This window comes from Pseudomonas sp. R9.37, assembly GCF_963878885.1.
Lineage (GTDB): Bacteria > Pseudomonadota > Gammaproteobacteria > Pseudomonadales > Pseudomonadaceae > Aquipseudomonas.
This window is the reverse complement of record NZ_CAWNZA010000013.1, coordinates 1-11,939: the sequence shown is the minus strand read 5'-3', so window position 1 is coordinate 11,939 and position 11,939 is coordinate 1. Positions and strand designations below refer to the sequence as shown.

Sequence of the window (11,939 nt, the reverse complement as noted above, 5' to 3'; positions counted from 1 at the left end):
AAACCTGTCGAGTCTCGACCCCGGGCAGGCAATGAGGGCTAAGCTGTCGGCATAGTCATTTCCTGTGGAGAGATTCATGGCACGGCCGCGCCCGCAACTGATTACCTGCAAACTGGAAAAACTGCATCCGACGCAATTGACCGTCGGCATGGCTGAAGTCGCTACCAAGCGCGAAGCCTGGACCAGGCTCAAGCGCAAGGAACGTGCCGCCGCGCTCGACAAGCACTGGTTTCCTTGCGTGCTGGGGCCGGACGAGCGTTATTACATCACCGATCATCACCATTTCGGCCTCGCCCTGCTGCTGGAAGAGGTCAAGAGTGTTTCGTTGCTGATGCTCAAGGACTTGTCGTTTGTGGAGCGCAGCACTTTCTGGAATGTCATGGCGTTCAATCAGTGGGTGCATCCCTACGACGCGCGTGGCTTGCGTCGAACCTACGAAGCCATTCCGCGCAAGATTACCGACCTGCAGGACGATCCCTACCGCAGCCTGGCGGGCCTGTTGCGCATGGCGGGTGGCTACGCCAAGGACGCGACGCCGTTCAGCGAGTTTCTGTGGGCCGACTTCTTTCGCAGCCGCATCGGCAGCGACGTGGTCAGCCAGCCGAACGCCAAGCTGTTGAGCAAGGCCATGGGCCTGGCGCGCAGCCAGGAAGCACGTTATTTGCCGGGATGGGTCGGGCCGATTGAAAACTGAAACAGCTGACCCCGTTGCCACGCCACCCAATCGCACCCAGGACCTGCTCGCCGGGTTATCCATTGCCGGTTTGCTGCTGCCGGAGGCCGTGGCCTATTCCAGTATCGCCGCGCTGCCGCCCCAGGCAGGGGTGATTGCGCTGTTTGCCGGGCTGGTGTGCTACGGCCTGTTCGGCACCAGCCGGTTTGCGATTGTCTCGGCCACATCGTCCTCGGCAGCCGTACTCGCGGCCGCCACCGCCAGTCTGGCGGGTGGTGATCCGGCGCTGAGGCTGGCCCTGGCATTCGGGCTGGTGTTGATCACTGGCGTGCTGTTCCTGTTGGCCGGGCTGTTCAAGCTCGGTGGCGTGACTTCGTTTATCGCTAAGCCGGTGTTGCGCGGGTTTGCCTTCGGCCTGGCGCTGACCATCATTCTCAAGCAGTTGGCCAGCGTCGTCGGCGTGCACCTGACCGATAACAACCTGATCCGCTTCCTGCCGCAACTGATAGAGCAACTGCCTGGATGGAACTGGCCGGCAGCGATGGTCGCGGCGGTTGCGTTGATGGTGTTGTGGTTGTGCGCGCGTATTCCGCGTCTGCCGGGTGGGCTGCTGGTGGTGATTCTGGGAATCGTCGCCGGGCAGTACCTGGATTTGCAGGCCCATGGCGTGGCGCTGATCGGCCTGATCGACCTGCGTCTTGAGTTGGGGCATTTGCCGGTGCTGCCGTTTGCCGACTGGCTGCGCCTGGGGGAGTTGGCGTTTGCTTTGGTGATGATCCTGTATGCGGAGTCCTACGGCTCTATCAGCTCGTTCGCGCTTAAACACGGCGATCGCGTGTCATCCAACCGCGACTTGCTCGCGCTGGGTGCGGCCAACCTGATCTCTGGGTTGTTTCACGGCATGCCGGCCGGTGCCGGCTATTCCGCGACTTCGGCCAATGAGGCCGCCAGTGCCGGTTCACGCCTGGCCGGAATCGTCGCCGCGCTGGTGGTGCTGGTGATTGTGTTGACGGTGCTGCCTTATGTCGCGCTGACCCCGGAGCCGGTGCTTGCCGCCATCGTCATCTACGCGCTGGGCCGTGGTTTGAGCCTGCAGCCGCTGGGGCGTTATTTCCTCTGGCGGCGCGATCGTCTGCTGGTGATCTGTGCCGTGGCGGCGGTGCTGGTGTTGGGCGTGCTGGATGGCTTGCTGGTGTCGGTAGCGATCAGCGTGGTGCTGATGCTGCGGCAGATGTCGGCGGCTGATATCCAGGTGCTGGGGCGCTTGGGTGACAGTCATGACTTTGTCGATCGTGAGCACCACGCCGATGCCGTGCAAGTGCCAGGTCTGCTGATCGTACGGCCCAGCGAGGCGCTGTTTTTCGCGAATGCCGAGCGCATCCTGGGTGCGGCATTGCGCCTGATGCGCCAGTCGCCGGTGGAGGCGGTGGTGCTGAGCCTGGAAGAATCTCCGGATTTGGATGGCACCAGTATCGAAGCGCTGGCGGCGTTTTTCGCGCAGGTGCGCGGGGAGGGCAAGCGTTTGGTGCTGGCGCGCGTGCGGCATGAGGCGTTGCAAGTGCTGCAAGCCTTGCCGGAGGCGCTTGCGCCACAGGTGTTGCTCAGTGGCTTGAGCGTTGATGGCGCTGTGCAATTGGCGCTGCGGCACCCGTCCTGAGTGTGCAAAGCGTCAAGTGTGGGAGCCGGCAAGCCAGCTCCCACAGGTGTTTTGTGAAGGCTGTATGCCCGGCATAAAAAACGCCGCGTACCTTGCGATACGCGGCGCTGATTTACCCGGTGTAGCTACATCAACACACCTTAGGCTTGAATCACCGGGATGTTGGCGCTTGCTGCGATTTTGCGGAACTCGGCGATCTGGTCGAAGTTCAGGTAGCGGTAGACGTCACTGGCCATGGTGTCCAGTTTGGCCGCGTAGCCCATGTACTCTTCGACGGTCGGCAGGCGACCCAGCGTGGAAGCCACTGCCGCCAGCTCAGCCGAGGCCAGGTAGACGTTGGCACCATCACCCAGACGGTTCGGGAAGTTACGGGTCGAGGTCGACACAACGGTCGAATTCGGTTCTACGCGTGCCTGGTTACCCATGCACAGCGAGCAGCCCGGCATTTCCATGCGCGCGCCAGCCTTGCCGTAGATGCCGTAGTAGCCTTCTTCGGTCAGTTGGTGAGCGTCCATCTTGGTCGGCGGCGACAGCCACAGACGGGTTGGCAGCTGACCCTTGACCTGTTCCAGCAACTTACCGGCAGCGCGGAAGTGACCGATGTTGGTCATGCACGAACCGATGAACACTTCGTCGATCTTCTCGCCGGCAACGCTGGACAACAGACGGGCATCGTCCGGGTCGTTAGGTGCGCAGAGGATCGGCTCGTTGATTTCAGCCAGGTCGATTTCGATGATTTCGGCGTATTCCGCGTCGGCATCGGCTTCCATCAACTCAGGGTTGGCAACCCAGGCTTCCATCGCTTGAGCACGACGTTCCAGGGTACGTGCATCGCCGTAGCCTTCGCCGATCATCCAGCGCAGCAGGGTGATGTTGGAGTTCAGGTACTCGGTGACCGAGTCTTTCGACAGCTTGATGGTGCAACCGGCAGCCGAACGTTCGGCCGAGGCGTCGGACAGCTCGAAAGCCTGTTCCAGCGTCAGGTCGTTCAGGCCTTCGATCTCCAGGATGCGACCGGAGAAGGCGTTCTTCTTGCCTTTCTTCTCTACGGTCAGCAGGCCAGCCTGGATCGCGTAGTAAGGAATGGCGTGAACCAGGTCACGCAGGGTGATGCCCGGTTGCATTTTGCCTTTAAAGCGCACCAGGATCGATTCCGGCATGTCCAGTGGCATGACGCCAGTGGCTGCGGCGAACGCGACCAGACCGGAACCGGCCGGGAACGAGATGCCCATCGGGAAACGGGTGTGGGAGTCGCCACCGGTGCCGACGGTGTCCGGCAGCAGCATGCGGTTCAGCCAGCTGTGGATGATGCCGTCGCCTGGACGCAGCGATACACCGCCACGGGTCATGATGAAGTCAGGCAGGGTGTGGTGGGTGGTCACGTCGATCGGCTTAGGGTAAGCCGCGGTGTGGCAGAACGACTGCATCACCAAATCGGTCGAGAAGCCCAGGCACGCCAGGTCTTTGAGTTCGTCACGGGTCATCGGACCGGTGGTGTCCTGGGAGCCCACGGTGGTCATCTTCGGTTCGCAGTAGGTGCCAGGACGAACGCCTTTGCCTTCTGCCAGACCGCAGGCGCGACCCACCATTTTTTGCGCCAGGGTGAAGCCCTTGTCACTTTCAGCCGGTGCTTCCGGCAGCTTGAACAGCGTCGAAGGCGGCAGGCCGAGCTCGGCACGTGCCTTCTCGGTCAGGCCACGGCCGATGATCAACGGGATACGGCCGCCAGCGCGAACTTCGTCCAACAGCACCGGGGTCTTCATTTCGAAGGTGGTCAGGACTTCATCGGTGCCGTGTTTGCAGACTTTGCCAGCATGCGGGTACAGGTCGATCACGTCGCCCATGTTCATGTTGGTGACGTCGAATTCGATTGGCAGTGCGCCGGCATCTTCCATGGTGTTGTAGAAGATGGGTGCGATCTTGCTGCCGAAGCAGAAGCCGCCAGCGCGCTTGTTCGGCACGTAGGGAACGTCGTCGCCGAAGAACCACAGTACGGAGTTGGTCGCCGATTTACGCGACGAACCGGTACCGACCACGTCACCGACGTAGGCGATCGGGAAGCCTTGGCCACGCATCTCTTCGATCTGCTTCATCGGGCCGGTCTTGCCTTGCTCGTCCGGCACGATGCCTTCGCGAGCCATTTTCAGCATGGCCAGGGCGTGCAGCGGGATGTCAGGGCGGGACCAGGCGTCCGGGGCAGGGGACAGGTCGTCGGTGTTGGTTTCGCCGGTGACCTTGAACACGCGCAGGCTGATCTTGTCGGCCAGGGTAGGGCGGTTCTTGAACCACTCGCCATCAGCCCAGGATTGCAGCACGGCTTTGGCGTGCTCGTTGCCGTTCTTGGCTTTTTCAGCCACGTCGTGGAACGCATCGAACATCAGCAGGGTGTGCTTGAGTTGGGCGGCAGCGACAGGCGCCAACTCGGCGTCGTCCAGCAGCTCGACCAACGTCACGATGTTGTAGCCGCCTTGCATGGTGCCAAGCAGTTCAACAGCGCGTTTTTTGTCGATCAGGGGGGAAGTGGCTTCGCCCTTGGCCAGGGCAGACAGGAAACCGGCCTTGACGTAGGCAGCTTCGTCAACGCCTGGTGGAATGCGGTTGGTGATCAGGTCAACGAGGAATTCTTCTTCGCCAGCCGGGGGATTTTTCAGCAGCTCGACCAGGCCTGCGGTTTGTTCGGCGTTAAGCGGCTGGGGAACGATACCCAGTGCTGCACGCTCTTCGATATGTTTGCGGTAGGCTTCAAGCACAGTTATTACCCTCATCAGTGGTCCCACGGGACGCTCATCCAGAAATGAACGGCACGCATGCGCTCGGGGGCTTTTTGGGCCGCAAAGCCAGCGCTGCCGGCATTCCTCACAGAAGCTGCTTTCAAAGTTTTACGCCTGCAGAACGGAGCTGATGAGGGTTGGCGCTGGCAATTACCTACCGGGTAATAACCATCGCCAACACCGTTCTGAAGGAACGACTGTGCTCGTGACGCTTTGAAAACAGCTTCCAGCGGATTATTGGCGCCTTACAAGGCCGGATGATTCTACGGCAAAAAAAATCTAAAGGTAAGTTGCCTAACCAAGTTTGCTGGGTGATCAACCTTAGACAAAGGGCTAACATGCGGCATTGTTTCGCGGATTTGTGTGTCGTTGCCTATGCCCAACCAAACCATCAAGACCCCCTGCGTCGGCCTGTGCTCCACGGTTTACGGCGATCTCGTGTGCCGTGGCTGCAAGCGCTTCCACCACGAAGTGATCCTGTGGAATGGCTATAACGAGGAAGAAAAGCGCGCGGTATGGCTGCGGCTCGAGCAACTGCTGGTGCAGGTGATGGCCGGTAAACTCGAAGTGTTCGACCCCAAGAGGCTGCGCGGTCAGTTGGAGCAGCGCAAGATTCGCTTTGTGCCGCACCAGTCCGAGTATTGCTGGGCCTACCAATTGATCGCCCGGGGCGCACGGGTGATTTCCAACCTGGAAGCCTATGGCATGGTGCTGCTGCCAGAGTTTCGCGACTGGGCGCTGCCGGAGCTGCGCGATGCGATTGATCGGGAGTTTTTTATCCTCTCGGAGGCGCACTACCAGCGCTACATCGCCCCGGGGTTCCTCAACGATGCATTTGCTGGCTGACACCGCACAGCAAAAATGTGGGAGCGGGCTTGCTCGCGAAGAGGGAGTGTCAGCCAATCAATTAATTGACTGATCCGCCGCTTTCGCGAGCAAGCCCGCTCCCACAAGGGATTTTCAGTGGGTCACGCCTTGGTCGCCAGCGCTTCCAGATGATCCATCAGTTCCTGCGGCTTGAGCACCAGCACATCGCTCTGCACCTCGTCGAGCACCACCTCCGCCGTATTCCCGATCAATGCTCCGGAAATGCCGGTGCGCGCCACGGTGCCGATAATCGTCACCGCCGCCTGCCACTTATGCGCCGCATGGGGAATCAATACATCTGCCGGGCCTTCTTCGATGTGCAAATGGGTGTCGTCGATATCGAACTCGGCCTGGAACGTCTTGCACTGCTCGCGATAGCGCGCCTCGATGGTTTCCTTGAGCTGAAACGTCGGGTCACTGGCCGACAACATGGGCGAGGGATGGGCGCTGATCACGTGCAATTGCGCCTTGGCCAGGCTCGCAATTTCGAAGCCGTGATCAATGATGGTGTTGTGCAGCGCCTGATGTTCACTGTCGTTGTTGCCCACATCGATTGCCGCCAGCACCACCTTGTCGGCCCAGGGCGTCGAGGTTTTCACCAGCAGCACAGGCGTTGGGCAATAACGCAGCAGCTTCCAGTCGGCCGGCGTCAACAAGGCCTTTTTCAGGGGGCTATCGGCGAAATGCTGCTTGATCACCAACCCACAGCCCTCGGCTTGCTGCACATCAATGATGGTTTCATGCAGGCTCTCATTCCACGCCTGCTCGGTGGTCACGCTGTAGCCGTCTTCATGCAGGCCGGACTTGAGCAGGCTCAGCAGCGCCGAATGCTCGTGTTTTTTGTCGCAGACCAGCAAATGCAGGTGAGCGCCGGTGACCCCGGCGATCAGCTTGGCGCGCTTGAGCGCCAGGCTTTCCGAGTGCTCGGGCTCGATGACCACCAGGATGCTGCGGATAGCTTGCATGAACGGATCTCCAGAGACGCAATAAAAGGGGCCTTGCACAACTATAGTTGCTGCCCGCCAGACGTCATGTTGATGCACATCAAAGCCAGTGGCTGGTGGTCTGCGGCGGGGTCGGTATAATCGGCGCCCTTTTGTGATCTATTTGCCCGTGAGCCCGATGAACCTGCCCGAAATCCACGAATTCCTCGGCTGCCGCACCCCCGACGCCTGGGTCCAGGCTGCCTTGGCCGATCAGGCAACCCTGCTGATCGACCACAAGAACTGCGAATTCAAAGCCGCCAGCACCGCCTTGAGCCTGATTGCCAAGTACCACGCGCATGTTGACCTGATCAACATGATGTCGCGCCTGGCGCGCGAAGAGTTGGTGCACCACGAGCAAGTCATGCGCCTGATCAAAAAGCGCAAAGTCGAGCTGCGCCAACTGCACGCTGGCCGTTATGCCTCGGGTTTGCGCAAAGTGGTGCGCAGCCATGAGCCGGTCAAACTGGTGGACACCCTGGTGGTCGGCGCCTTCATTGAAGCGCGCAGTTGCGAGCGTTTCGAAGCGCTGGTGCCGCATTTGGACGAAGAACTCGGCAAGTTCTATTTCGGTCTGCTCAAAAGCGAGGCGCGGCACTTCCAGGGTTACTTGAAACTGGCCTACCAGTACGGCGACGCCAAAGACATCGCCCAGGTGATCGAGCGGGTCAGGGCGACCGAGCAGGAACTGATCGAATCACCCGACATCGAGTTCCGCTTTCACAGTGGCGTGCCAGCCTGAGGCGACGGCCACGCCCAGCAGTGCGGTGATCCCGGTCAGCAGCAGGATCACCGTTTGTGTGCCCAGCGGCGCCGCCAGCACGCCAATCAGCAAACCCGCCAATGGCTGCGACAGGTTGTTGAGCAGCGTGATCACGCCCACGGTTTTGCCAAAATCCTGTACCGGAATCACGCGCTGACGGGTGCTGCGCAGGTACACGTTAAACATCTTGTCGAAGCCGGTGATCAGCAGGAACCCGAGGGTATAGGCCCACACGCCGGGGCTGATGGCCGTGATCAGCGCGCCCACGCCGATCATCGAATACGACAGGCCGCCCAGTACCTTCAACGGCAAGGTTGCGCGCGCCAGGTAAAACAGAATCCCGATCGTCACCACGGCGCCCGCGGCTTGCAGCAGGGCGTAGGTGTCCTTGCCGGCGCCATAGTGGCCGGTGACCATCGCCGCCGACGTGGCCAGCGTCACACCAATAATCAGATTCACGCCCACCGCCAGGGTGATGATCCGTTTCAATTCGGCGAGCGTGCGGATATGCCCGAAGGCAATGCGCAGCGGTTGCAGCCAGATGTCCCGGTGCTGCTCAAAGGTTGGCAGGCTCACCGCGCTGGTGCGCTGCCACAGCAGCATGGCCAGGTCCGCCAGCACAAACAGCCCGGCAACCCCCAGCACCACCCAATGCCAGGCCCAGACTTCAAGCATCAGCGCCGCCAGCAGCGGGCCGAGCACCAGGCCACTCTGGTCGGCGATTTGTGAATAGGAAAGGGTCTTGGCGTAGGTGTACTGCTTGAAAATATGCGGCATCAACACTTCGCGCGCCATGATGCCCTGGGTGGTCAGCACGCCGCACAGCGCCGAGAGCATGACGATCCAGTAAATGCCGTCGAACACGCCGTACAAGGCCACGGCCACCACGCAGGCCAGCGCCCGGTAAATCTGGCTGATATGCAGGATGCGCACCGGCGAGAGTTTGTCGCACACCGCGCCGCACACCGGGAAGGCCAGGTAACGCGGCAGTGACTCGACAAAAAACGCCAGGCCCGCCCAGGACACACTCCGAGTGGTCTGGAACACGATCAGAGGCACGATAAACAGCAGAATCTGGTCCGCCAGCCGCGACAGAAACAGCGAAACAAAGAACGCCAGGTAATCCTTGCGCATACAACTCCCTGTTAATGGCGTTAAAGATTGCAGGCTATTTGTTAAAAACTCTTAAAAGCATGAAGCTTGGTCGGTCACTGATGGCCAGCGGCTTCTGTTGAGCAGCTTGCCACCTATAATGCCTGCACTTCAATCCGCGCAGCCACACTGAGAATTTATGGAAAACCTGGGTCTGGGCAAGGTCCTGCTCGTTGAGGACGATGAAAAGCTGGCAGGGCTGATCGCGCACTTTCTGTCGCAACACGGTTTCGAGGTGCGGGTGGTGCACCGCGGTGACGAAGCCCTGGCCGCATTTCTCGACTTCAAGCCGAAAATCGTCGTGCTCGACCTGATGCTGCCCGGCCAGAGCGGCCTGCACGTGTGTCGCGGGATTCGTAACCTGTCCGACACGCCCATCGTGATCCTGACCGCCAAGGAAGACGACCTGGACCATATCCTCGGCCTTGAGTCCGGCGCCGACGACTACGTCATCAAACCCATAAAACCTCCGGTGCTGCTGGCGCGATTGCGTGCGCTGCAACGTCGCCAGGTGCCCGAACCCACCGTGCGCGGCTCGCTGGAGTTTGGCCGGCTGGCGATTGACCGCAGTTGCCGGGTGGTCAGCCTGGGCGGTGACAAGATCGACCTCACCACCATGGAATTTGAACTGCTCTGGCTGCTGGCCAGCAGCGCGGGCAAGATCCTCTCGCGCGATGACATTCTCAACCGCATGCGCGGCATTGCCTTCGATGGCCTGAACCGCAGCGTCGACGTGTACATCAGCAAACTGCGCAGCAAACTCAATGACAACCCGCGTGAGCCGGTGTGCATCAAGACCATCTGGGGCAAGGGCTATCTGTTCAATCCATTTGCGTGGGAGGTTTAGATGCTGCGGCTGTTTCTGCGCCTGTACGTGATCCTGGCGCTGGGGTTGGCGGGCGCGATCTGGCTGGTCAACTACACCTTCGACGAGTTACTGCCCGAGGCCAACGAAACCTATAACCGTGAGGCGCTGCGCGGTCCGGCCTATGGCCTGGTGGAGCAGTTGCGACCCTTGCACGGCGAGGCCCGGCAGGCGCGCCTGGACGAACTGCAGCCCCATTATGGTTTGCGCCTCAAGCTGGTGCAGAGTGACACCCAGGCGCTGACCGAGCGCGAACAGCAGTTGCTGGCCGACGGCTTGCTGGTGGTGCGCGGGGATTTCATGGAATTCCTGACCAATATCGACGGCGGGCCGCAACTGCTGGAGATCAAACTGCCGGAAGAGCCCAAGTGGCTGTACCTGTGGGCCTATGGTTTTCTCGGCTTGTGTCTGGCCATCGTCCTGTATTTCTGGGTACGCCCGCACTGGCGCGACCTGGAGCATATCCGGTTGGCCGCGCAACGCTTTGGCGACAACGACCTGGCGTCGCGCATCCTGCTGCCGCGCCGTTCCACCGTGCGCGAGCTGGCGGGGCACTTCAACCAGATGGCCGAGCGCATCGAAAGCCTGATCGCCAACCAGCGCGAACTGACCAACGCCGTTTCCCACGAACTGCGCACACCGATTGCGCGCTTGTCGTTCGAGCTTGATCAACTCAGGCAGCAGGCCGACCCGCGACAGAGCCGTGAGTTGATCGCCGACATGTACGCCGACCTGGGCGAACTGGAGGAAATGGTTTCCGAACTGTTGACCTACGCCAGCCTGGAACGTGGCGCCACCCAGGTCACCCGCGAAAACATCGAGGCCCACAGTTGGCTCGACAGCGTGATCGGCAGCGTGGCCCTGGAGGCTGAGGCGGCGGGTGTGCAGCTGTCATTGCGTACCTGTGAGGTCGACTTTATCCAAATCGAACCACGCTTTATGGCGCGTGCCGTGATCAATCTGCTGCGCAACGCCATTCGCTACGCCGAGCGCCGTGTTGAAGTGTCGTTGATCAGCTTTGGCAGCGGTTACGAAGTGCGCGTCAATGACGACGGCCCTGGTGTGCCGATGGACGGGAGGGCAAAGATCTTCGAACCCTTCCTGCGCCTCGACGCCAGCCGCGACCGCCGCACCGGCGGTTTCGGCCTGGGCCTGGCATTGGTAAAACGGGTCAGCCAGTGGCATGGCGGACAAGTGGAAGTGCTGGATTCGGAGTGGGGCGGTGCGTCGTTTCGAATGACCTGGGCGTATGCCGAGTAAGACTTGGCGTGGAATCAGCGATGCACAGGTGGGAGCTGGCTTGCTGGCGGAGGCGGTGGTTCAGCAGCTCATGTGTCGCTGACACACCGCTTTCGCGAGCAAGCCCGCTCCCACAAGTTGACCGCGTTCAACTGCCAGCACCGCACTGCTTGGCTTTTCTGTGGGAGCTGGCTTGCCTGTGATGCAGGCACCTCGGTCTGTCAGGTACACCAGGTTGATGCTATCGCAGGCAAGCCAGCTCTCACCTTTGACCGAGTACAAACGAGCAGCACCCATCTACCGGATGCACTGCGATCCAACTGTGGGAGCGGGCTTGCTCGCGAAGGCGGTGGTTCAGTCAGCTCATGTGTCGCTGACACACCGCCTTCGCGAGCAAGCCCGCTCCCACAAGTTGACCGCGTTCAGCTGCCAGCACCGCACTGCTTGGCTTTTCTGTGGGCGCTGGCTTGCCTGTGATGCAGGCACCTCGGTGTGTCAGGTACACCGGGTTGATGCTATCGCAGGCAAGCCAGCTCCCACCTTTGATCGAGTACAAACGACACCCATCTACCTGATGCACTGCGATCCAACTGTGGGAGCGGGCTTGCTCGCGAAGGCGGTGGTTCAGTCAGCTCATGTGTCACTCACACACCGCTTCGCGAGCAAGCCCGCTCCCACAAGTTGACCGCGTTCAGCTGCCAGCACCGCAGTGCCTTGCTTTTCTGTGGGAGCTGGCTTGCCTGCGATGCAGGCACCTCGGTGTATCAGTGACACACAGTTGATGCCATCGCAGGCAAGCCAGCTCCCACCTTTGATTGAGTTCAGCCTTCAAGGTCAGGTCGGCTGTCAGGCCGCCTCGGCTGTGCTTTTGCTTCTACCACTCAGGTCGGCTACTAGGCCGCCGTGCTTTGCTTTTGATTTTGATCTCAGGCGCCCCGTTAAACCACGCTGGCCGAACGCAGGCTTGAA

Annotated in this window: 9 protein-coding genes; 6 read left to right on the top strand and 3 right to left on the bottom strand. The window is 60.7% G+C overall.

Annotated features, from left to right (window positions below; translation table 11 throughout):
- Positions 1–76: 76 nt before the first annotated feature.
- Both AACU78_RS10655 and AACU78_RS10650 read left to right on the top strand, forming a co-directional pair.
- Complete coding sequence (locus AACU78_RS10655; RefSeq protein ID WP_106580472.1) at positions 77–694, top strand: ParB-like protein; 618 nt, start codon at positions 77–79, stop codon at positions 692–694.
- On the top strand, positions 684–2,330 hold the full coding sequence (locus tag AACU78_RS10650) for a SulP family inorganic anion transporter (protein ID WP_106580471.1): 1,647 nt from the start codon (positions 684–686) through the stop codon (positions 2,328–2,330). The genes AACU78_RS10655 and AACU78_RS10650 overlap by 11 nt, the downstream gene beginning before the upstream one ends.
- 140 nt (positions 2,331–2,470) lie before the next feature.
- Here the strand turns inward: AACU78_RS10650 and acnB are convergent, their stop codons facing one another.
- A complete protein-coding gene (gene acnB, locus AACU78_RS10645; protein ID WP_106580470.1) occupies positions 2,471–5,080 on the bottom strand; it encodes a bifunctional aconitate hydratase 2/2-methylisocitrate dehydratase in 2,610 nt (869 codons plus the stop codon).
- A 396-nt stretch (positions 5,081–5,476) separates the two neighbouring features.
- Here acnB and AACU78_RS10640 point away from each other — a divergent pair, with 396 nt between their 5' ends.
- A complete protein-coding gene (locus AACU78_RS10640) occupies positions 5,477–5,947 on the top strand; it encodes a DUF1289 domain-containing protein (protein WP_106580469.1) in 471 nt (156 codons plus the stop codon).
- Between the two features lie 122 nt (positions 5,948–6,069).
- Here the strand turns inward: AACU78_RS10640 and AACU78_RS10635 are convergent, their stop codons facing one another.
- Positions 6,070–6,933, bottom strand: coding sequence for a universal stress protein (locus AACU78_RS10635; protein ID WP_106580468.1), 864 nt, complete (start codon positions 6,931–6,933; stop codon positions 6,070–6,072).
- A 157-nt stretch (positions 6,934–7,090) separates the two neighbouring features.
- On the opposite strand from AACU78_RS10635, the gene AACU78_RS10630 reads away from it, so the two are divergent.
- Positions 7,091–7,693 (top strand): tRNA-(ms[2]io[6]A)-hydroxylase, encoded by a 603-nt coding sequence (locus AACU78_RS10630; protein ID WP_106580467.1) that lies wholly within the window; start codon positions 7,091–7,093, stop codon positions 7,691–7,693.
- On the opposite strand, the gene AACU78_RS10625 is transcribed toward AACU78_RS10630, so the two are convergent.
- A complete protein-coding gene (locus AACU78_RS10625; RefSeq protein ID WP_106580466.1) occupies positions 7,649–8,848 on the bottom strand; it encodes an MFS transporter in 1,200 nt (399 codons plus the stop codon). The two genes, AACU78_RS10630 and AACU78_RS10625, sit on opposite strands and share 45 nt — an antisense overlap.
- 157 nt (positions 8,849–9,005) lie before the next feature.
- Here AACU78_RS10625 and AACU78_RS10620 point away from each other — a divergent pair, with 157 nt between their 5' ends.
- Positions 9,006–9,713, top strand: a complete 708-nt coding sequence (locus AACU78_RS10620; RefSeq protein WP_106580465.1) for a winged helix-turn-helix domain-containing protein — start codon at positions 9,006–9,008, stop codon at positions 9,711–9,713.
- Complete coding sequence (locus tag AACU78_RS10615) at positions 9,714–10,991, top strand: ATP-binding protein (protein WP_106580464.1); 1,278 nt, start codon at positions 9,714–9,716, stop codon at positions 10,989–10,991.
- Positions 10,992–11,939: the final 948 nt, after the last annotated feature.

Bases quoted from the DNA above. Each gene is read 5' to 3' on its own strand.
- AACU78_RS10655 (WP_106580472.1), top strand. From the start codon at position 77: ATGGCACGGCCGCGCCCGCAACTGATTACCTGCAAACTGGAAAAACTG.
- AACU78_RS10640 (WP_106580469.1), top strand. From the start codon at position 5,477: ATGCCCAACCAAACCATCAAGACCCCCTGCGTCGGCCTGTGCTCCACG.
- AACU78_RS10635 (WP_106580468.1), bottom strand. From the start codon at position 6,933: ATGCAAGCTATCCGCAGCATCCTGGTGGTCATCGAGCCCGAGCACTCG.
- AACU78_RS10630 (WP_106580467.1), top strand. From the start codon at position 7,091: ATGAACCTGCCCGAAATCCACGAATTCCTCGGCTGCCGCACCCCCGAC.
- AACU78_RS10625 (WP_106580466.1), bottom strand. From the start codon at position 8,848: ATGCGCAAGGATTACCTGGCGTTCTTTGTTTCGCTGTTTCTGTCGCGG.
- AACU78_RS10620 (WP_106580465.1), top strand. From the start codon at position 9,006: ATGGAAAACCTGGGTCTGGGCAAGGTCCTGCTCGTTGAGGACGATGAA.
- AACU78_RS10615 (WP_106580464.1), top strand. From the start codon at position 9,714: ATGCTGCGGCTGTTTCTGCGCCTGTACGTGATCCTGGCGCTGGGGTTG.